Raw genomic sequence first — 22123 nt, 5'->3', positions numbered from 1 at the left:
TCTATTGTTCAGTTATCAATGTTCTTTTTTGTTGTTGCCGTTTCATGCGACAGCTTTTACATTATATCAAAGTGTTTCATGTTTGTCAACAACTTTTTTAAATTATTTTTTTGTTGCTTTTTTTGAATCTCTCAAACAGCAACTCTGATATATTATCATATATCTTCTTGCTTGTCAATAACTTTTTTGAAGTTTTTTCAAAAGTTATTTTCAAACAAAACGGAGAAAGAGGGATTCGAACCCTCGCGCCGGTTGCCCGACCTACACCCTTAGCAGGGGCGCCTCTTCGGCCTCTTGAGTATTTCTCCTCAGCCCGATCCAAGGTCTGTATTTAACTGTGTGTTTACATACTTTTAATGTAACTTCACAGCGCATTGATAATTATACCTAAGAACCCTTTTTCTGTCAACGGTTTTTTCGATTATTTTTTTCTTTTTTTAAGTTTGTTTTCTAATTATCTATATATAGAAGAAACAGACTCTTTTTCACTATATCTAGCAAAGAGTCTGTCCTTTTTACCTTATCTTTATTTTATGCTTCCTTTGGTTCATATTCAGATATGGTTTCTTCTATTCTTCTTTTTACTTCTTTTGCGATCTCTGTCGTCTTCATATTTTGATATTCTTCATAATAAATCGGTTCCAGGAAATGTACCTGTACCGTTACCGGTGCGATACTATTTGTATCAAACGGTTTAAAAGAATCGATCAACGCAATCGGTATGATCGGGCATTTCGCTTTTGTTGCCGCCTTGAAGCTTCCACCTTTAAACTCAAGAAGCTTGTTCCCCATCTTCGAGCGGGTTCCTTCTGCAAAGATCAGATAGTTTCTTCCTTTCTTTACTTCCTCTGTAACATCCATGATCACTTGCATAGACTGACGGATATCTTCGCGGTCGATCATGTAGGCCTTCATACATTTAAATGTCTGCTTGAGAAGTGGAACATTTGCCACTTCTTTTTTTGCCACCACCGAAAACGGACGCGGGCAGGCATCAACAATTGCGAGTACGTCATAAAGCCCTTGATGATTCGGAAAAAACATAAACCCTCCCTCTTTGGGGATGTTTTCTTTTCCATATGCTTCGATTGTTACATTTCCGCCTTTATTGGCTCTTTTGACAATATATTTCAGAAGCTTATATCGGGTGATCTCCGGATACTTGTCTACGTGCGCGGCATAGTAACACAGCTTGCACCACATAAACGGAACAAGCAGAATATTCCGAATTACCATAAGTGCAATTCTTTTCACACAATTCATTCCCTATTCCTCCGCATACTCTTTGACGGCTGTCTCGTATAAATTATTGCCCTCGGAGTCGATCACAACAATTGCCGGAAGGTCTTCGATCTCCAGACGGCGGATTGCTTCTGTGCCAAGATCATCATATGCGATCACATCTGCTCTTTTGATACACTTTGAAAGAAGCGCGCCTGCTCCTCCGACTGCTGCAAAATAAACTGCTTTATTTCTCACGATTGCATCCTGGACAGCCTGACTTCTTTTCCCTTTTCCTATCATTCCGCCAAGCCCCAGATCCAGAAGGCGTGGTGCATATTTGTCCATCCTGCTTGCTGTTGTCGGTCCTGCTGAGCCGATCGGTCTTCCTTCTCTCGCCGGAGATGGTCCCATATAATAAATCATCTGATTCTTAATATCAAGTGGAAGCTCTTTTCCTTCTGAAAGCACTTCATCCATTCTTTTATGAGCAGCATCACGGGCGGTATAAATAACTCCCGTAAGATATACATAATCTCCTGCTCTTAAATCCTGTATTTCTTCCTTTGCTACTGGAACTGTAATATGTCTTTCCATATCCTTTTCCTTCCTGATTCTTTTTCTGTATTCTGCTGCGGCGTTTTTAACCGCTAACAGGAGTCTTATAATTCTCTTAAAATAATTTCAGCCAGTTTCTCAACTGTAAAGTCTACAAAACTAATGCACTGCGCTTTTCTCTCCGGAGAATTTTTTTCTTTTCCTCTTGTCAGCACACGACAGCAGGTTGCTCCGCAATGTTCTTTAAATGCGTCGTGAAACTCTTTCGTCAGCCGCTGGCATTTCAAAAAGGCTTCATCTCCAGGTGTTCTTCTTCCGAAAAAATAGCCGATGCACATGGTTGCTCCTGCAAGCGCACCACAAATACAGCCACCATCTCCGAGCCCCCACGGGAATCCGGATGACATAGCGATCGCATCATCTGACATATCAAGATCAAAGCCCTTTTTGATCGCATAGATCACCGACTCTGAACAAGCGAACCCTTTCTGAAAAATCTCAACCGCATCTTTTCGCATTGCGTCTACGTCTACATTTGTATTCATAATTATCCTCTTTTCATTTCCTTTAAATATTACACATCCTCTCACCGGGCAGAAACCATTTGTAACATGCTTCATCTTCGCACGAGTACATATCTTCGGCACGGAAAGTCTTTTCAGGATCCCCCCGGTAAATTAAATAGTGCGGATCACATGGCGGTTAACATGACAGCAAATATTTACAGCTACCGGAAGTCCGGCAATATGAGTCGGATAAGTGTTGACATTGACAGCCAGCGCGGTTGTACTTCCCCCAAGTCCGCCCGGTCCGATTCCAATCTTGTTGATCCGCTCCAGTAATTCTTCTTCCAGTTCTTTTACATATGGAATGTCTGAATGGCTTCCGACTTCTCTTGTAAGTGCTTCTTTTGCCATCAGTGCGCATTTTTCAAATGTGCCGCCGATTCCCACGCCGACAACCATCGGAGGACAGGCATTCGGACCGGCATCTTTTACTGCCGTAAGAACTGCTTCCTTTACTCCTTCGATTCCGTCTGCCGGTTTCAGCATAAATACACGGCTCATATTTTCGCTTCCAAAGCCTTTTGGTGCGACCTTGATCTTCACCTGATCGCCCGGAACAATTTTATAATGAATGATTCCCGGTGTATTATCTTTTGTATTCTCTCTGAGAATCGGATCTTTCACGACGGATTTTCTCAGATATCCGTCAACATAACCCCGACGGATCCCTTCATTTACCGCATCTTCCAGGTTGCCGCCTTCGAAATGTACATCCTGTCCGATCTCAAGAAATACGACTGCCATTCCAGTATCCTGGCAGATTGGGATCATATCTTTTCCGGCGATCTTCAGATTATCCTGAAGCTGGCTTAATATCTTTTTCCCCAGTGGTGACTTCTCTGTTGAAACTGCATTTTTCATCGCAATGTCCATATCTTTTGAAAGAAAATGGTTCGCTTCAATGCACATTTCTTTGATATTCTTTGAAATCTCTTCCACGTTCAATGTACGCATTGGTTTTTCCTCCTGCATTTCATAATCTGATTTTTATTATACTATGGTTTTTTTTCATCTGCAATGTAATCATCTTCAAATAAACCAGTATTACCTCTAATTGTTAACCTTATAAAATTTTAAGTTGACATTCTTTCTTTTGCATGGTAAAGTGTGAAATGTATTTGATATTTTTTTACCAAGGAAGGTTTACTTATGATTTCTGAAATTGAAACAACTACAGATCCGGTGCTTTCACGAGAAGATGCGATTGCAATCCTGAATACACCGGACGAAGAACTCGATCAGCTCATTGCACAAGCTGAAAAACTGCGCAGAAAATATAAGGGCAATCATGTAAGTATTCATATTCTTACCAATGCCCGCAGCGGTAACTGCTCACAGGACTGCGCTTACTGTGCACAATCCTGTCGTTCAAAAGCCGATATCGACAAATATAAGTGGGTAGCTGATGAGAAGTTATATAAAGATAATGATTTTGTAAATGAACATCATCTTTCCAGACACTGCATCGGACTCAGCGGTATGAAATTCACCGACGAAGAGATCGAAGAACTGGCTTCTAAGATCCGCAAGATGAAGGAAGACGGAACCCACCTTTGCTGTTCCATCGGATTTCTTACTGAAAAACAGGCTCTAATGTTAAAAGAAGCCGGACTCGACCGGATCAACCACAACCTGAACAGCAGCCGGGCTTACTACAGTCATATCTGTTCTACCCATACTTTTGAGCAGCGCGTTCAGAATATCAAAATGCTTCAGCGACTTGGATTTGAAATCTGCAGTGGCGGAATCATTGGAATGGGCGAAAGCAAAGAGGATGTTGTTGATATGCTTCTGGAGCTTCGTGAGATCCAGCCGGAAGCTCTGCCAATCAACTTCCTGTTGCCAATTCCGGGAACTCCGCTCGGTGATGCCGATATTTCCGAACTCACAACTGAATATTGCATGAAGGTTCTCTGCCTTGCAAGACTTCCGGTTCCGCAGTCAGATATCCGTTGTGCTGCCGGACGTGAGGTTTATTTTAAAGGTGAAGAAAAGAAGCTTCTCAGCGTTGTAGATTCCATCTTCGCTTCCGGTTATCTGACCGCAGATGGTCAGGGAATCAAAGATACGATCCGGACGATTACGGATGCCGGTTTTACATACGAGATCGAATCTGCTTAATTTATTGACACGCCGAACATTATTAACATTCTAAAAGGAGAGTACATAACATGACTCAGGGAAACACACAGACACTTCGTACAACCAATACTTATGCAATGGCGGTAACAGCTCTTATGACCGCTGTCACCTGCATTCTTGCACCGCTTTCCATACCGATCGGACCGGTGCCAATTTCACTTACCAACTTTGCAATTTATCTTTCTCTCTATCTTCTGGATTGGAAGAAAGGAACGATCAGCTATATCCTTTATCTTCTTCTCGGACTTGTGGGACTTCCTGTATTTTCCGGATTCACCGGAGGAATCGGAAAGCTTGCCGGACCAACTGGCGGATATATCATTGGTTTCATCCCAATGGCAATCATTGCCGGTATTGTAATTGACAAATTCAGTCAGAGATGGATCCAGATTCTTGGAATGATCGTTGGAACCGCAATCTGCTATGCATTCGGAACTGCATGGTTCTGCATTCAGGCAGGTTACACTGTATCTGCTGCCCTTGCAGTATGTGTCATTCCATTTATCCCGGCGGACCTTATCAAGATGGTGATCGCCATGATCATCGGACCTGAAATCCGCAAAAGACTCGGAGCTGTTGCACAGTAAGATGCACGGCGTCTGCCAGAATATTTGAAGTCTGGCAAAATAATAATTCAGCCCCCTCTACAAAGTCCGGAAAGCCTGTTTGCTGCAGCGTTTCCGGGCTTCTTTGTTTTTTTAATCCGACTTTTACCAGAGCAAACGCAAGCCATGCCATAACATTTCTTTCCATGCAGCCTCACAAAACAAAGCAAGAGACCAGACAAGGCATTTGCATATTCCCTGTCCAGTCTCTTTATGATTTATCCTGCTTCTGTATTTCTACTTTCGCTCAGATCTTTATTCTTCTGTCTGCTCTTCTACAACCGTCTCAGCAGTTGCTTCTGTATTTGCTTCTTCTGCAGTCTCTTCTGCGTTCTCCTCCAGTTCACCTGAAGCCCTGCGTACCTTTGCGATACTTGCAACTTCTTCGTGTTCCTTCAGATTGATCAGTTTAACACCGGATGTGATTCTTCCGAGTACGGAAATCCCCGCACATTCCATACGGATCACGATACCATCTGTGTTGATGATCATAATCTCATCATCCGGACCTACTGCCTTTGCACCGACTACATTTCCGGTCTTCTCTGTGATCTTATAGCATTTCACGCCTTTTCCACCACGGTTCTGGGCTGTGAATTCTTCCATGCGGGTTCTCTTGCCCATACCCTTTTCAGATACGATCAGAAGCTCTTCACCCTGCGCATCAAGCTGCATTGCAACAACTTCATCACGGTCACTTAAATTCATACCACGAACGCCCATAGAGGTTCTTCCGGTTGAGCGTACATCAGATTCATGGAAACGGATGCATTGACCATACTGCGTAACGAGAATAACATCTCTTTCATCATCCGTAATCTTAACTTCGATCAGTTCATCATCCTCACGGAGTGTGATCGCAGCAAGTCCTGTCTTTCTTACATTTGCGTAATCCAGGATCGGCGTCTTCTTAACAAGACCTTTCTTGGTTGCCATGAACAGATAGTCACCTTCCTTGAAATCCTTGATTGGAATCATTGCTGTGATCTTCTCATCCGGCTGAAGCTGAAGGATGTTGATAATTGCTGTACCTCGGGAAGTTCTTCCTGCTTCCGGAATCTCATATCCCTTCAGGCGATAGCAGCGTCCGGTATTGGTAAAGAACATAATATACTGGTGAGTATTGGTCATAAACAGCTCTTCTACATAGTCTTCATCCAGAGTCTGCATACCCTTGATACCCTTGCCGCCACGATTCTGGCTCTTGAAAGTATCGTTGCTCATTCTCTTAATGTATCCCATCTTGGTCATGGTGATCACTACATCTTCTCTCGGGATCAGATCCTCTGTAGAAATGTCGTATTCATCAAATCCGATGGCTGTTCTTCTGTCATCTCCGTATTTTTCAGAGATCACAAGGATTTCTTTCTTAATTACGCCAAGCAGAAGCTTTCTGTCTGCGAGGATCGCCTTGTACTCTGCGATCTTCTTCTCAAGCTCTGCATACTCTGTTTCCAGCTTCTCTCTTTCCAGACCGGTCAGAGCTCTCAGACGCATATCCACGATAGCCTGGGACTGTGCATCACTTAAGTTAAAGCGGCTCATCAACTCTGCTTTCGCAATCTGTACGGTCTTGGATCCACGGATGATCTTAATAACCTCATCAATGTTATCCAGGGCGATCAGCAGACCTTCCAAGATGTGTGCACGTTCTTCTGCCTTATTCAGCTCGTATTTGGTACGTCTGGTCACAACGTCTTCCTGATGTTTCAGATAATGGTTCAGGATTTCCAGAAGGCTCATAACCTTCGGCTCATTATTGACCAATGCAAGCATGATCACACCAAATGTATCCTGCAGCTGTGTATGCTTGTAAAGCTGGTTCAGAACGACATTCGGGTTCACATCTCTTCTCAATTCGATGCAGACACGCATACCTTCACGGCTTGACTGGTCGCTCAGGTCTGTGATTCCATCAATCTTCTTATCTCTTACAAGCTCCGCGATCTTCTCGATCAGGCGGGCTTTGTTGACCATATACGGAAGCTCGGTTACTACGATTCTGTGCTTTCCATTCTGCATTGGCTCGATATTGGATACCGCACGCACACGGATCTTTCCACGTCCTGTACGGTAAGCCTCTTCGATTCCTCTTGTTCCAAGGATCGTTGCTCCCGTCGGGAAATCAGGTCCTTTGATGATCTCCATGATCTCTTCGATCGTGGTCTCATCTTTATCTTCAATCTGGTCATCAATAATTTTCACAACCGCACCGATGACTTCTCTTAAGTTGTGCGGTGGAATATTGGTTGCCATACCTACCGCGATACCGGAGGTTCCGTTTACCAGAAGGTTCGGAAATCTTGAAGGAAGTACGGTCGGTTCTTTTTCTGTCTCGTCAAAGTTCGGTGCAAAATCAACGGTATCTTTATTGATATCCGCTGTCATTTCCATCGAAATCTTACTAAGTCTTGCCTCGGTATATCGCATTGCGGCAGCACCGTCACCGTCCACAGAACCGAAGTTACCGTGACCGTCTACAAGAATGTAACGGGTAGACCAGTCCTGTGCCATATTAACGAGGGCTCCGTAAATAGAACTGTCACCATGCGGGTGATATTTACCCATGGTATCACCGACGATACGCGCGCATTTACGGTGCGGCTTGTCAGGACCGTTGTTCAACTCGATCATCGAATAAAGAATACGTCTCTGAACAGGTTTCAGACCGTCTCTTACATCCGGAAGCGCACGAGAAGCAATAACACTCATGGCATAATCGATATAGAACTCTTCCATGGTTTTTTTCATATCCACTTCATGAACTTTATCAAAAATATTATCTTCCATTGGTATTCTCCTATATATCTAAGTTCTTAACAAATTTTGCATTCTCTTCGATAAATTCTCGTCTTGGTTCTACTTTATCTCCCATCAGGGTTGTAAAGGTAAGATCCAGTTCGGAAGATGTCTCATCGTCCATTGTCACTCTTCTTAAGATTCGATGCTGCGGATCCATTGTGGTATCCCATAACTGCTCTGCGTCCATCTCACCCAGACCTTTGTATCGCTGAATCTTATTGTTCTGATCACGTCCAACTTCGCTGATGATCTTCGCCAGTTCTTCATCGCTGTATGCATACCAGACTTTCTTGTTCTTCTCCAGCTTGTAAAGCGGCGGCTGAGCCAGATATACATAGCCCTGTTTGATCAGCTCCGGCATAAAACGATAGAGGAATGTCAGAAGCAGCGTACTGATATGTGCTCCATCAACGTCGGCATCGGTCATGATGATGATCTTGTGATATCTCAGTTTGGAAATATCGAAATCATCATGGATTCCTGTACCGAATGCAGTGATCATTGCCTTGATCTCGGCATTACCGTAGATCTTATCCAGTCTTGCCTTCTCTACATTCAGGATCTTTCCACGAAGTGGCAGGATCGCCTGGGTTGCTCTGTCACGGGCTGTCTTTGCAGAACCTCCCGCAGAGTCTCCCTCTACGATGTAGATCTCACACTTGGATGGATCCTTATCTGAACAGTCCGCAAGCTTTCCAGGCAGTGACATGCCTTCCAGTGCGGATTTTCTTCTGGTAAGATCTCTCGCCTTTCTGGCCGCCTCTCTTGCTCTCTGCGCCATAACCGACTTCTCAACAATTGATTTTCCAATAGCAGGATTCTGTTCAAGGAAGATCTGAAGCTGGCTGCTGACGATACTGTCAACCGCACCTCTCGCTTCACTGTTACCGAGCTTCTGCTTGGTCTGTCCTTCAAACTGAGGATCCTCAATCTTAACACTGATGATAGCTGTAAGACCTTCCCTGATATCCTCACCGGAAAGATTCGGCTCACTGTCTTTTAATAATTTGTTCTTTCTCGCATAGTCGTTAAAGGTCTTTGTGATCGCATTTCTGAATCCGACCACATGGGTCCCACCTTCCGGTGTCGTGATATTATTTACAAAACCATAGGTGTTATCTGTATAAGAATCATTGTGCTGCATTGCAACTTCAACTTCTACATTATCTTTTGTTCCTTCACAGTAGATGATCTGCTCGTAAAGCGGAGTCTTACTGCGATTTAAATACTGAACGAACTCCTTGATACCGCCTTCATAGTGGAACACTCTTTCCTTCGGTTCTTCATCCCGGAGATCGGTCAGGCTGATGCGAAGTCCCTTGGTAAGGAACGCCATCTCACGGAATCTCTGTTTTAACGTATCATAATCAAATACTGTATCTTCAAAAATAGTTTCATCCGGAAGGAAGGTTACCTTTGTTCCTGTCTTCTCCGGATCACATTCGTCTACAACCTTCAGCTTATAAACAACATGTCCTTTTTCATATCTCTGTCTGTACACCTTCCCTTCGTGGCAGATCTCAACCTCAAGCCAGTCAGAAAGCGCATTTACAACGGAAGCTCCTACACCGTGAAGTCCACCGGATACCTTGTATCCTCCACCGCCGAATTTACCGCCGGCATGAAGCACGGTGAATACAACCTCTACCGCAGGGAGTCCCGCTTTGTGGTTGATCCCCACCGGAATACCACGTCCGTTATCTATAACCGTAATTGAATTATCCGGATTGATGAACACCTGGATATGATCACAATATCCTGCAAGCGCTTCATCCACCGAGTTGTCAACGATCTCATAGACAAGATGGTGAAGTCCTCTTGAAGATGTACTGCCAATATACATACCAGGTCTCTTTCTTACTGCTTCCAGCCCCTCCAGTATCTGGATTTGGTCTGCTCCATATTCTGCACTCATATTGATCCTCCTAATTCTCTTTTGATACATGTCCGTTCTGAACATGGAATACTTTATTTATTGAAAATCGATGATTGACAAACTCGTCAAGTCCCGTACAGGTGATCAGAGTCTGTATATCATGAATACTGTCCAGTAAATAGTTTTGCCTGTGTTTGTCAAGTTCAGACAATACATCGTCAAGCAGCAGCACCGGCGTATCCTTTATGATCTGCCGTACCAGCTCGATCTCAGACAGTTTCAGCGAAAGTGCCGCTGTCCTCTGCTGCCCCTGCGATCCGAATCTGCGGATGTCGATCCCACCTGCCATAAAACAGATATCATCCCGGTGAGGTCCCACCGAGGTACTCTTCATCCTGATATCGCGCTCCCTGTTCTTCTCAAGCGCCGCCTCAAGCGAAAGTGCTCCGCATCCAGGCTCATACGAAAGGCTGATCCTTTCCCTGCCTCCCGTCAGTTTATGGTGAATGTCTCCGATTATCGCATTGACCTCCTCGATAAACCGGATCCTTCTCTGAATAATCTTTTCTCCATACTGAACCAGCTGCATATCCCATACATCCAGTGTGTCCAGTATATCATCTCTGTAATAGGCATCCTTCAGCAGACGGTTCCGCTGATTGAGTGTGCGGTTATAATTTGCCAGGTCACTAAGATACACCTTATCAAGCTGTGAAAGCTCCAGGTCCATGAACCTTCTCCTCTCCGCCGGACCATTTTTAATAATGTTCAGATCCTCCGGCGAGAAAAACACAAAATTCGTCAGACCGAAAAGCTCACTCGCCCTCCGGATCGGGACCTTGTTAATCGCAATCCCTTTCGGACTGTTCTTCTTCAGGTGCATATCGATCTGCCATGGAACGCCATTTTTCTCAATGACAGTCTCAATATGAGCCTCATCCTGCCCGAATCGGATCAGATCCCGGTCCTTCGTCCCCCTGTGAGACTTCGTGGTTCCCGACAAATACACCCCTTCCAGGATATTCGTCTTGCCCTGCGCATTATCACCGTAAAAAATATTCGTGGCATGATCAAATTCAATATTCAATATTTCATAATTTCTGTAATCTTTTAATTTTAATGATTTGATAATCATACCTGTGCCAGCCTATTTTTCAATCTTGATCTCTTCTCCGTTAAATGTAACAACGTCGCCGTCATATAATTTTTTACCACGTCTGGTATCTACTTCTCCATTAACCTTTACCAGACCTTCTGTAATGACTTCCTTGGCTTCCACACCGGATCCTACAAGACCTGCTGCTTTCAGTGCCTGACCAAGCTTGATAAATTCATCTCTGAGTTTGATTGTCTCCATAATTTTTGTCCTCTCTAAATTCCTATACTGCTCCACTGAAGTTCACCGGAAGAATCAGGTATACATAGCTTTCTCCTTCATCCTTGATAAAGCAAGGAGCCTTTGCATTCATAAAGTAAAGATCTGCTTCTTCATCATCAATGACACGAAGTGCGTCAATGAGGAACTTCGGATTGAAGCCGATCAAGAGGTCTTTTCCCTCTTTAGTGATCATAATCTCTTCATCCATCGTACCCTTCTCGGACTTGATCTTAAGTTCCATCATTTCATCCTGAATGTTGATGATGATCGGCTTCTTATCACCTTCTTTTACAAGAAGAGTTGCACGGTCAATACAGTTCAGGAGTTCTCTTTTATTGATTCTTACCTTTGTCTCATAATCATTGGACAGCATCTGCTCGATACGGAAATATTCTCCTTCAATCAGTCTGGATACCACAACGGTATCATCAAATTCAAATACAATGTGGTTGGCTGTGAAATACAGTCTCACTTCGCTGTCTGCTTCACCTGAAAGGATCTTGCTGACTTCGATCAGGGTCTTTCCCGGAACCACGATCTTCTTCGGTTCATAAGATTCCTTCAGCTCGATCTTGCGGATGGAAATACGGTGTCCGTCAAGGGATACCACTTTCAGAATATCCCCGTTCATATCGAAGAGTTCTCCTGTCATCAGTTTGTTGCTGTCGTTGTCTGCAATTGAGAAAATGGTCTGGCGGATCACTTCTTTCAGTGTGAACTGGGAAATGGAAACCGGATTTTCTCTCTCAATATACGGCAGATAAGAAAAATCTTCACCGGATTTACCGGAAATATTGAATTTTGCTTTTTCACAGGTAATGAGCGTCTGAAAGTTCACTCCACTTTCAATCACGATTTCATTATCAGGAAGCTTTCTTACGATATCTGAGAAAATCCTCGCATCCAGTGCGATCATTCCCTTCTCATCGATCTGCCCTCTGATCACAGTCTCGATCCCAAGCTCCATATCGTTCGCTGTAAGTTTGATAATATCTGTAGTTGCATCTATCAGAATGCATTCCAGGATCGGCATGGTTGTCTTTGTCGGAACAGCCTTTGATACAATGCTGACCCCTTTCACAAGATCTGATTTAAGACATCTGATTTTCATAATGTGTAAAACTCCTTTCGACGCGCAAAATATATATTTATATAAAACAAATCCGTAGTTATCTTAGTAGTGTCTGTTGAATTGTGGACAAGTACTTTAAGGCCTTGATCCAAAAGGATTTAAGGCTTTGACAAGTCCGTGGACAGTTCTTTTTCTTCCCTGGCAGATCATGGAAAACTTTTCTACAGCGGGCTGATTTTCTTCTGAATGATCTCGATCGTATTTCTCAAAGTCTCATCTTTTTCCACATCCCGGGCAATCTTGTCCACACCGTGGTTCACAGTGGAATGGTCACGCCCTCCGAGCAGATCACCGATACTTTGAAGAGACGCATCCGTCATCTGCCTGCACAGGTACATCACGATTTGTCTGGCTCCGGCCGTTCTTGCATTTCTCCGACTTCCCTTAAGTTCAGAGACGGAAACATTAAAATGATCGGAGACAACATCCAGAACCAGCTCCGGCGTCACCTTGTGGCTATCGTCCGGTGCGATCATATCCTTCAGTGCCTCTGCCGCCAGAGAAACATCAAAGTTCTTTCTTCCACCGATCCGGTATAATGCAATCAGCTTGTTAAGTGAGCCTTCCAGTTCCCGGATATTGGTCTTGATGTTCATCGCAATATACTGGATCACCTCATCCGGAATCTGATATCTTTCCAGTTGGTCCAGTTCTATTTTTTTATAAAGAATCGCCATACGTGTCTCGTAATCCGGCACCGAAATATCTGCGATCAGTCCCCATTCGAATCTTGTCCGCAGACGCGCCTCCAGTGTCGTCATATCCTTTGGCGGTTTGTCGCTGGAAATGACGATCTGCTTTCCGGCATTGTGCAGATGATTGAACGTATGGAAAAATTCTTCCTGTGTACTTTCTTTGCCGATAATGAACTGTACGTCATCGATCAGAAGTACGTCATTATTGCGGTACTTATCGCGGAATGCATTCATCGCCAGATCGTTGCCGGTCTTTCCGTTGCGGATCGCCGTGATCAGATCATTGGTAAATGTCTCACTTGTCACATACAGGACTTTCTTCGATGGTTCCCGGTCCAGTATGTAGTGTGCGATCGAATGCATCAGATGGGTCTTGCCAAGTCCTACCCCACCATATAAAAACAGAGGATTGTAAACCTCACCGGGAGATTCGGCAACTGCCAGTGATGCGGCATGTGCAAAATTATTATTCCCTCCTACCACAAAGGTATCAAACGTATACTTCGGATTCAGATTCGCTTTTTCAGCTATCGGGCTTACCTCTTTATGCTTATGTGTCTTCTCTTTTACGGGCACAGTCTTCTCCAGATATCTGCGCTGCTGCTCGCGCGGCAGATCTCTGGGAATAAACTTAATCTGATACTCTGTCCCGGTAACTTCCGCGATGCATACTTTAAGCGGAAGAAGATATTTATTCTGAATGTGTTCGATGCTCGCCTTAAAATTAACGGTAAGATACAGAGTGTTGCCTCTGATCTCATATACCTCCAGCGGGCGTATCCACGTTTCAAAAGAAATGTTCGATAGAAAATATTCTACTTTCAGCTTTTGAATGATCTCTTCCCATTTTTCTTTTATGACGTCCATATTCCTGCCCCATTCATCTTCAAAATAAGCATAATCATACTCTTATATTCTACCTTAAAACGATTTCAGAATCAATCAAAAACCATAAACTTATTCATAATTTCCTTAAAATAAGGGTCGAAACTTTATTAAAACTGCTTGACGGAGACAGCTTTTTTGATTATAATGAAGTACGATGTCTTAAAAACGTAAATAAGCTTCTATTCATATAAGAAGAAATCGATAGGAGGTGGATATCAATGAAGATGACATTCCAGCCAAAGAAACGTTCCAGAGCGAAAGTTCATGGATTCAGAGCAAGAATGGCCACAGCAGGTGGAAGAAAAGTTCTTGCAGCAAGAAGAGCAAAAGGAAGAAAAGTATTATCAGCATAGGTCACATATATGTGGCCTTTTCTTCTATGCAAATTTATGTAAATCGGGAGAATAAAGTATGAAATTTTCCGAATCATTGAAGAAAAACAGGGATTTCCAGTCTGTATACAGAAAGGGAAAACCTTATGGCAACAAGTACCTTGTAATGTATCTCCTGGCGAATGATCTCGGACGCAACCGCGTCGGAATTTCCGTCAGCAAAAAAGTTGGGAACAGCATCATAAGACATCATTTAACAAGGCTGATCCGTGAGAGTTACAGGTTACACGAAGAACAGTTCCAATGTGGATATGATATCGTGATCATCGCAAGGACGACCGCCAAAGACCGGTCATACCATGAGATTGAAAGCGCTCTCATCCATCTGGGCAAACTTCATCACATTTATTCGGACTGCAATTAGCCAGTTCAGTATATCGAGAAGACGGATATACACTACGAGGCACTGAAATTATGAAAAAGATATTATTATATTTGATTCGTTTTTACAGAAAATATTTATCACCTATGAAGGTATATACCCACTGTATTTACATTCCAACCTGCTCAGAATATGCTTTGGAGGCCATTGAAAAATACGGTGCGTTTAAAGGAGGCCTTCTGACCGTCTGGAGAATCCTCAGATGCAATCCATTCGCCAAAGGTGGATATGATCCGGTGCCTTAAACCTATAGGCCGTCCAAATACCGGGACGGAAATGTTTATGGAGGAAAGGTTATGACAGGAATTTTAATGACACAGGTCAGCACACCAATCATCGGACAGGCTGCCTGGCTGCTCGGTAAGATCATGGATGGTATTTACCGGGTAATGGATTTAATCGGCATTCACAACCTGGGTGTATGTATTATTCTTTTGACAATTGTCATCTACACTTTACTGATGCCGCTCACCATCAAGCAACAGAAATTTTCCAAGATGTCCGCTGCAATGAACCCTGAGCTCCAGAAGGTTCAGCAGAAGTACAAAGGAAAAAATGATCAGGCTTCCATGCAGAAGATGCAGGAAGAAACACAATTGGTTTATGAAAAATACGGAGTATCACCGACCGGCGGATGCTTAAGTATGTTTATCCAGTTCCCAATTCTCTGGGCAATGTACTATGTAATCCGCAACATCCCTGCTTATGTTGGGCAGGTTAAAGCGGTATACACACCGCTTCTTACCTCTATCATGGCACAGGATGGATGGCAGAAGGTCATGGAAAAGATCGGCGAAGCAAAACCGATCCTTATGTCCGCCTCCAAATATGATTACTCTGATAAAAACGTACTGATCGACGTACTGTACAAATTCCAGACTTCAACCTGGGAAACTCTCGGCAAGAAGCTTCCGGATCTGCAGTCTACGATCGACAGCACCGTCGATACATTAAAGTCCATGAATAACTTCCTTGGACTTAACATTGCGGAAACTCCTATGAACCTCATTAGCAACGGTGTAAAAGCCGGCGCATGGGGAATTGTGATCATGGCAGTGCTGATTCCTGTCCTTTCAGGACTTTCCCAGTACCTGAGCGTGAAGCTTTCTCAGCAGACAACTGCAGTTACGAACAATCCGCAGGCTGACCAGATGGCTTCAACCATGAAGACAATGAACGTTACCCTTCCTCTTGTATCTGTATTTATGTGTTTCACATTACCTACAGGTCTTGGAATCTACTGGGTTGCAAGTGCCGTTGTCCGTATGGTACAGCAGTTCTTTATCAACAAACATCTGAATAAGATTCCGATGGATGAACTGATCAAAGAGAATATGGAAAAAGCTGCTGAAAAACGCAAGAACAAAAACGAAGTGGATGCAAGCAATGTAAACAAAATGGCTCATAAGAACGTGAAAAACATTCATGAGCCGGTAAGAACAGCTGCTCAGACAAAAGAACTTGAAGAAAAGCTTGAAGAAGCCAAGAAGAAAAATGAAAATGCAAAGGCCGGAAGCCTTGCAGACAAAGCAAACCTTGTAAAGCGCTTTAACGAAGGCCAGAAATAGGGGGACAAGTCAAATGAATGAGATTACAGTATCAGCAAAAACTTTAGACGATGCCATCACAGAAGCTTCTATCCAGCTTGGCGTAGCAAGTGATCAGATGGAATATGACGTAATTGAAAAAGGAAGTGCAGGCTTCCTCGGAATCGGAAGCCGTCAGGCAGTTATCCGTGCCCGTATCAAAAAAACTGTAACAGAAGAAATCAAAGCCGAAGAAATCAAACCGGAAGAGATCAAAAAAGAATTCAAGAAGGATTTCCGAAAAGACCGCAAGGAATTCGTTGGACACAAAGAACGTAAAGAGTACAAAGAACACAAAGAATACAAAAAAGATTCGAAAAAGGACTTCAAAAAAGAGCCTAAGAAAGAATTTGTAAAAGAAAACAAAACAGAAACAGCCTCTGCCGTAACAGCAGCAGCTCCGGTTTATGAAGAAAAGAAAGAACTTCATGTAGCCGTTGTAACAGAAGCTACACAGAAGATCTGTGAGAAATTCTTACAGGAAGTTCTTCAGGCAATGGGAATGGGCGAAGTAACTATCGTATCCTCCATTGATGAAGAAGGTGCTCTTGCAATTGAGATGAGCGGTGACAACATGGGTATCCTGATCGGTAAGCGTGGACAGACATTGGATTCTCTCCAGTACCTCACCAACCGTGTAGCCAACAAGTCACAGGATGGTTATGTACGTGTCAAACTCGACACAGAAGACTACCGCAAGAGAAGAAAACAGACTCTTGAAAATCTCGCAAAGAATATCGCTTACAAAGTAAAACGAAGCAGAAAGCCGATCTCACTGGAGCCGATGAATCCTTATGAAAGAAGAATCATCCATTCCGCTCTGCAGGCTGATGACAGAGTTTCTACCCACAGCGAGGGCGAAGAACCATACAGACGTGTTGTTGTAACACCGAACCGCCGTTAAACAGTAACGCAAATTGGTTGCATACACCGTTATAACTGAATCGTTCACAGTAAACCGCAGTCATTTAATGGCTGCGGTTTTTTTACTGTTCACTCCCGTGTCAATCACTACGCTGATTGGCACGGAGGATGCACGTTTTATCTTGAATGGCATCTCGCCCATCGCCAAAGGCGATTTAAAATGGCGAGATGCATTGCTGGTCACAGGTACTGTGAACAGTAACGCGGTTTTTTTCTACTCTTCACAATAGGCACTTCCATTTTGACAGCTTTCGGGGTAAAATGATAACATCGCATTTATTACAAAAATATAGAAGGAAGCAATAAAATGGGATTTAAAACAGACACAATCGCAGCAATCTCCACAGCAATGACTAATTCCGGAATCGGAATCGTACGTCTCAGCGGAGAAGATGCGTTTTCTATTATTGACAAAATTTACAAAGGCAAAAGCCCGAAGCTTCTGTCCGAACAAAAAAGCCATACCATTCACTATGGCTATATCATGGACGGAGAGCAGACGATTGATGAAGTGCTGGTTCTTTTAATGCGTGGGCCGCACAGCTACACCGGTGAAGATACTGTGGAAATCGACTGTCACGGCGGTGTATTTGTCACAAGAAAGATACTTGAAACCGTGATCAAATACGGTGCAAGACCTGCTGAACCGGGTGAATTTTCCAAAAGGGCTTTTCTGAACGGCCGAATGGATCTGTCACAGGCCGAAGCCGTGATCGATATCATCAGCTCCAAGAATGACTATGCACTACAAAGCTCGGTAAACCAGTTGAAAGGCTCTGTCCACAATAAGATTAAAGAAATCCGTGAAGTAATCCTTTACCATACCGCTTTTATCGAAAGTGCACTGGATGATCCAGAGCATATCAGCGTAGACGGGTATGGTGACAGTCTCCTGGGCGTCGTAAAGGATCTGCAGCAGAAAATCCAGTGTCTTCTGGATACTGCCGATGACGGACGTATCATCAAAGAAGGTATCAAGACGGTTATCGTCGGGAAACCGAACGCCGGGAAATCCTCTCTGATGAACGTTCTGGTAGGCGAAGAAAAGGCAATCGTAACCGAGATTGCCGGAACCACAAGAGATGTTCTGGAGGAAAATATCCAGCTTCAGGGCGTTTCTTTAAACATCATGGATACCGCCGGAATCCGCGATACCTCTGATATCGTAGAGAAGATCGGTGTGGATAAAGCAAAAGAAAATGCAGAAAAAGCCGATCTGATCATCTATGTGGTCGATGCATCCAGACCTCTTGATGAAAATGATCACGAGATCATCGAGATGATCCGGGATAAGAAAGCTGTGATACTACTGAATAAGAGTGACTTATCCACAGTTGTTGATAAAAAGGCATTAGAAACGTTGATAACTAAGCCAATGATCGATATTTCCGCAAAAGAGGAGACTGGGATCCATGAACTGGAATCTACTTTAAAAGAGATGTTTTATCACGGTGATATATCATTTAACGATGAGGTTTATATCACCAATATCCGACACAAAACAGCTCTTGCCGATGCACTTTCCAGCCTGAAAAAGGTAGAAGAGAGCATTGAAAACCAGATGCCGGAAGACTTTTTCACAATTGACTTAATGGATGCATATGAATCTCTGGGAAGCATTACCGGAGAGACGATAGGAGAAGATTTAGTAAATGAAATATTCAGCAAATTCTGTATGGGAAAATAAAGACGCATACGACATCGTTGTAGTTGGTGCGGGACATGCCGGCTGCGAAGCTGCCCTTGCCTGCGCAAGACTCGGTCTGAAAACGATTGTTTTCACCGTAAGTGTAGAAAGTATCGCCATGATGCCATGCAACCCGAATATCGGCGGTACCTCAAAGGGGCACCTGGTACGCGAGCTGGATGCGCTCGGCGGTGAAATGGGAAAGAACATCGACAAGACATTTATTCAGTCAAAGATGCTGAATAAATCTAAAGGGCCTGCCGTTCATTCCCTGCGCGCCCAGGCAGATAAGAACAAATACAGCAATACCATGCGACAGACGCTAGAAAACCAGGAGAACCTGGAGATCCGGCAAGGTGAAGTCGTCAATATCCTTGTGGAAGATGGTTCTGTAACGGGCGTTCAGACCTATTCTGGCGCTATATACCGCTGCAAGGCCGTTGTACTGTGTACCGGAACCTACCTGAAGGCAAGATGCATTTACGGTGATGTCAGCACGCATACCGGTCCAAACGGACTGCAGGCAGCAAATTATCTGACCGACTGTCTGAAGGAGCTTGGTATTAAGATGTACCGCTTCAAAACCGGTACACCGGCACGTATCGACAAGCGCAGCATTGATTTCAGCAAAATGGAAGAGCAATTCGGCGACGAGAGGGTCGTACCTTTTTCGTTCACAACGGATCCAGAAGATGTGCAGATTGAGCAGGCTTCCTGCTGGCTTACCTATACCAATCCTACAACCCATGAGATCATCCGCAAAAACCTGGATCGTTCCCCACTTTATTCCGGTATGATCGAAGGCACCGGACCACGTTATTGTCCGTCTATCGAGGACAAAATTGTAAAATTTGCCGATAAAGAACGGCATCAGGTGTTCATTGAACCAGAAGGTCTGGAAACCAATGAAATGTACATCGGCGGAATGTCAAGTTCACTTCCAGAGGATGTTCAATATGAAATGTACAGAAGTGTGCCTGGTCTTGAACACGCAAAAATAGTTAAAAATGCTTACGCAATTGAATATGACTGTATCGATGCAAGACAGCTTCATCCGACACTTGAGTTCAAATCTATTCATGGTTTGTTCAGCGGTGGTCAGTTCAACGGAAGTTCGGGATATGAAGAAGCAGCCGCTCAGGGACTTATTGCCGGAATCAATGCCGCACTGGAGGTTCTTGGAAGAGAACAGTTAATTTTAGACCGTTCCCAGGCTTATATTGGTGTTCTGATCGATGATCTGGTTACAAAAGAAAGCCACGAACCATATCGTATGATGACTTCACGTGCCGAATACCGGTTACTCCTGCGCCAGGACAACGCCGATCAGAGACTAACCGAAATAGGGCACAAAATAGGGCTTATTTCAGACGAGCGATACCAGATGTTGTTAGACAAAGAAGAAATCATCCGCAAGGAGATCCACAGGCTTGAGCATACCAACGTTGGAACTTCCCAGGAAATCACGGATTTTCTCACAAATTGCGGCAGTACACCTCTCACTTCAGGATCTACACTTGCTGAGCTTATTAAGCGTCCTGAGCTGAATTACAAGCTTCTCGAACCTATCGACCATATGCGAACAGAACGCTTCAGCCGAGAGATTGTGGAACAAATTGATATCAACATCAAATATGAAGGCTATATCAAGCGCCAGTTAAAACAGGTAGAACAGTTTAAAAAGCTTGAAACCAGGAAAATACCGGCAGATATCGATTACGATGCTGTTCCGAGCCTGCGAATCGAAGCTGTGCAGAAATTAAAGCAGTTCCGACCGCTTTCCATCGGTCAGGCATCCCGTATTTCCGGTGTCTCACCTGCCGATATTTCTGTATTACTGGTATATCTAGGACATTAGACCACCAGATAACCAGACCTGTATTTTGATCTTTTTTGGGATATTACAGAATCCATTATTTCTGGTTTCTGTTTTTCCCTTTATATAGATGTGTACTTTTTAGGGCATCACCCAAAAAGTACACATCTATTTTCAAAGAAATGGTTTTATCGTGTACTTTATAGGGCAAAAAGTATGTTTTTTCATCTTTTCGTATACCTTTCAGGTGCATGATTGTATTTTTTTTAAAACATTATCACTTTATCGTGTACCTTTAAGGTGCTATCTTCTCAGAAATTGTGTACCTATTTGGTGCAAAACAGTGTAAATTACTGTTTATTTTCCGCAAAGATGTGTACTTTCAGGGGCAAAAGGAGCAATATGAGTAAAAAATTTGAGCAACAGCTTGCAGAATTAGGTATCACATTAACGCAGACCCAGTTTAATCAGTTTGATAAATATTACGAAATGCTGGTGGAATGGAACAAGGTTATGAATCTCACCGGTATCACCGAGTACGAAGAAGTAAACGAAAAACATTTTGTCGACAGCCTTGCATTAGTAAAGGCCCTGGATATCAGTAAAGTTCAAACCGTGATCGATATAGGAACAGGCGCCGGATTCCCCGGAATTCCTTTAAAAATCGCCTTTCCGCACCTGAAAATCACGTTGCTTGACTCTTTAAATAAGAGAATCCGTTTCCTTGACAGTGTGATTGAAGAGTTAAATCTTACGGATATCCATACAATCCACGGCAGAGCAGAAGATTTTGCCCGTCAGGCAGACTACAGGGAACAGTTTGACCTCTGTGTTTCACGTGCAGTGGCCAATTTATCTACATTATCCGAATACTGCCTCCCTTATGTAAAAGTTGGTGGATTCTTTGTTTCTTACAAATCCGGTGATATTGTCGATGAACTTTCCGCTGCAAAAACCGCAGTACATGTCCTTGGAGGTACACAAAATAAACCAGTTGTATTCCAGCTTCCAGGCAGTGATATCAGCCGTTCATTTGTAAAGATCAAAAAAATCAAGCCCACCGGGAAGAAGTTTCCTCGAAAAGCAGGACTTCCTTCCAAAGAACCTATCCACGGATAAACAGCTATACATGCCTGTAGTCTGTATATGCCACAATTGAAATTGAACTATTTTTTCTTTGCATTGAACTTCTGCTATTAGTTCTTTTTACAATAGTTCAATTTTAATTGTTATAGTTTATTCTATTTTGTATTTTTGATAGTTCAATTTTTGTATGCTTTGAAAATGTATTTTTATTTTTTTGTATGCAGTTCTGCCAGAAATTTGTTTTCCTATTTCATTTCAAAAAGCGGGTAAGTTCAATTTTTTACCCGCTTAAAATCTGATTTTTTATTTTCATTTAGCTTGATTATTTCTGCAAAAAGCCCAATAATCATCCTTCTGTTTTGTTTTTCAGAGAAAGACAATTTCCAT

At 43.3% G+C, this 22123-nt stretch carries 21 protein-coding genes and 1 tRNA gene; 11 read left to right on the top strand and 11 right to left on the bottom strand.

Annotated features, from left to right (window positions below):
• Window positions 1-220: 220 nt before the first annotated feature.
• The 5 genes from PGY05_RS09660 to PGY05_RS09640 all read right to left on the bottom strand — a co-directional run bounded on the left by PGY05_RS09660 (window position 221) and on the right by PGY05_RS09640 (window position 3299).
• Window positions 221-308: transfer RNA gene (locus PGY05_RS09660), tRNA-Ser, on the bottom strand.
• A 223-nt stretch (window positions 309-531) separates the two neighbouring features.
• On the bottom strand, window positions 532-1254 hold the full coding sequence (locus PGY05_RS09655; protein ID WP_055158168.1) for a lysophospholipid acyltransferase family protein: 723 nt from the start codon (window positions 1252-1254) through the stop codon (window positions 532-534).
• 12 nt (window positions 1255-1266) lie between these two features.
• Complete coding sequence (locus PGY05_RS09650) at window positions 1267-1818, bottom strand: Fe-S-containing hydro-lyase (RefSeq protein WP_055158083.1); 552 nt, start codon at window positions 1816-1818, stop codon at window positions 1267-1269.
• A 65-nt stretch (window positions 1819-1883) separates the two neighbouring features.
• On the bottom strand, window positions 1884-2324 hold the full coding sequence (locus tag PGY05_RS09645; RefSeq protein WP_195488489.1) for a C-GCAxxG-C-C family (seleno)protein: 441 nt from the start codon (window positions 2322-2324) through the stop codon (window positions 1884-1886).
• Between the two features lie 132 nt (window positions 2325-2456).
• Window positions 2457-3299, bottom strand: a complete 843-nt coding sequence (locus tag PGY05_RS09640) for a fumarate hydratase (RefSeq protein ID WP_055248668.1) — start codon at window positions 3297-3299, stop codon at window positions 2457-2459.
• Window positions 3300-3494: 195 nt separating this feature from the next.
• On the opposite strand from PGY05_RS09640, the gene bioB reads away from it, so the two are divergent.
• Window positions 3495-4466: a biotin synthase BioB gene (gene bioB, locus PGY05_RS09635; protein ID WP_270475761.1), complete on the top strand. Its 972-nt coding sequence runs from the start codon at window positions 3495-3497 to the stop codon at window positions 4464-4466.
• 50 nt (window positions 4467-4516) lie between these two features.
• Window positions 4517-5074: a biotin transporter BioY gene (locus tag PGY05_RS09630; protein WP_055158092.1), complete on the top strand. Its 558-nt coding sequence runs from the start codon at window positions 4517-4519 to the stop codon at window positions 5072-5074.
• Window positions 5075-5347: 273 nt separating this feature from the next.
• On the opposite strand, the gene gyrA is transcribed toward PGY05_RS09630, so the two are convergent.
• The 6 genes from gyrA to dnaA all read right to left on the bottom strand — a co-directional run bounded on the left by gyrA (window position 5348) and on the right by dnaA (window position 13842).
• A complete protein-coding gene (gene gyrA, locus PGY05_RS09625; protein WP_008371392.1) occupies window positions 5348-7882 on the bottom strand; it encodes a DNA gyrase subunit A in 2535 nt (844 codons plus the stop codon).
• A 10-nt stretch (window positions 7883-7892) separates the two neighbouring features.
• Window positions 7893-9809: a DNA topoisomerase (ATP-hydrolyzing) subunit B gene (gyrB, locus tag PGY05_RS09620; protein ID WP_022220242.1), complete on the bottom strand. Its 1917-nt coding sequence runs from the start codon at window positions 9807-9809 to the stop codon at window positions 7893-7895.
• 10 nt (window positions 9810-9819) lie between these two features.
• Window positions 9820-10905, bottom strand: coding sequence for a DNA replication/repair protein RecF (gene recF / locus PGY05_RS09615; RefSeq protein ID WP_055158096.1), 1086 nt, complete (start codon window positions 10903-10905; stop codon window positions 9820-9822).
• 12 nt (window positions 10906-10917) lie between these two features.
• Window positions 10918-11127 (bottom strand): RNA-binding S4 domain-containing protein, encoded by a 210-nt coding sequence (locus PGY05_RS09610; protein WP_022220243.1) that lies wholly within the window; start codon window positions 11125-11127, stop codon window positions 10918-10920.
• A gap of 22 nt (window positions 11128-11149) precedes the next feature.
• A complete protein-coding gene (gene dnaN, locus PGY05_RS09605; RefSeq protein ID WP_008371388.1) occupies window positions 11150-12259 on the bottom strand; it encodes a DNA polymerase III subunit beta in 1110 nt (369 codons plus the stop codon).
• A gap of 182 nt (window positions 12260-12441) precedes the next feature.
• On the bottom strand, window positions 12442-13842 hold the full coding sequence (gene dnaA, locus PGY05_RS09600) for a chromosomal replication initiator protein DnaA (protein ID WP_055261659.1): 1401 nt from the start codon (window positions 13840-13842) through the stop codon (window positions 12442-12444).
• A 239-nt stretch (window positions 13843-14081) separates the two neighbouring features.
• Between dnaA and rpmH the strand changes: the two genes are divergently transcribed.
• From rpmH to rsmG, 9 genes are all read left to right on the top strand, one after another.
• Window positions 14082-14216, top strand: a complete 135-nt coding sequence (rpmH, locus tag PGY05_RS09595) for a 50S ribosomal protein L34 (protein WP_022220244.1) — start codon at window positions 14082-14084, stop codon at window positions 14214-14216.
• Between the two features lie 58 nt (window positions 14217-14274).
• Complete coding sequence (rnpA, locus tag PGY05_RS09590; protein ID WP_008371385.1) at window positions 14275-14619, top strand: ribonuclease P protein component; 345 nt, start codon at window positions 14275-14277, stop codon at window positions 14617-14619.
• Window positions 14620-14669: 50 nt separating this feature from the next.
• Window positions 14670-14882, top strand: a complete 213-nt coding sequence (gene yidD, locus PGY05_RS09585) for a membrane protein insertion efficiency factor YidD (RefSeq protein WP_008371384.1) — start codon at window positions 14670-14672, stop codon at window positions 14880-14882.
• A 51-nt stretch (window positions 14883-14933) separates the two neighbouring features.
• Entirely contained in the window at window positions 14934-16205 is a 1272-nt protein-coding gene (locus tag PGY05_RS09580) for a YidC/Oxa1 family membrane protein insertase (RefSeq protein WP_055158103.1), read from the top strand.
• A 13-nt stretch (window positions 16206-16218) separates the two neighbouring features.
• Window positions 16219-17127 carry an RNA-binding cell elongation regulator Jag/EloR gene (jag, locus tag PGY05_RS09575; RefSeq protein ID WP_022220246.1) on the top strand — a complete coding sequence of 303 codons (909 nt, stop codon included), beginning with the start codon at window positions 16219-16221 and terminating at the stop codon, window positions 17125-17127.
• Window positions 17128-17194: 67 nt separating this feature from the next.
• Window positions 17195-17377, top strand: a complete 183-nt coding sequence (locus PGY05_RS09570; RefSeq protein ID WP_270475759.1) for a hypothetical protein — start codon at window positions 17195-17197, stop codon at window positions 17375-17377.
• Window positions 17378-17454: 77 nt separating this feature from the next.
• Entirely contained in the window at window positions 17455-18834 is a 1380-nt protein-coding gene (mnmE, locus tag PGY05_RS09565) for a tRNA uridine-5-carboxymethylaminomethyl(34) synthesis GTPase MnmE (protein WP_008371374.1), read from the top strand.
• A complete protein-coding gene (gene mnmG / locus PGY05_RS09560) occupies window positions 18800-20692 on the top strand; it encodes a tRNA uridine-5-carboxymethylaminomethyl(34) synthesis enzyme MnmG (RefSeq protein ID WP_195502922.1) in 1893 nt (630 codons plus the stop codon). The genes mnmE and mnmG overlap by 35 nt, the downstream gene beginning before the upstream one ends.
• A 360-nt stretch (window positions 20693-21052) precedes the next feature.
• The gene (rsmG, locus tag PGY05_RS09555; RefSeq protein WP_008371371.1) at window positions 21053-21769 is read left to right on the top strand and encodes a 16S rRNA (guanine(527)-N(7))-methyltransferase RsmG; all 717 of its coding nucleotides are present in this window, start codon (window positions 21053-21055) and stop codon (window positions 21767-21769) included.
• The last annotated feature ends 354 nt before the right edge of the window (window positions 21770-22123 follow it).

The sequence above is a fragment of the Coprococcus sp. AF51-11b1 genome, from assembly GCF_027682785.1.
GTDB classification, from domain to species: domain Bacteria; phylum Bacillota; class Clostridia; order Lachnospirales; family Lachnospiraceae; genus Allocoprococcus; species Allocoprococcus comes.
This window is presented reverse-complemented; position numbering and strand designations above follow the sequence as displayed.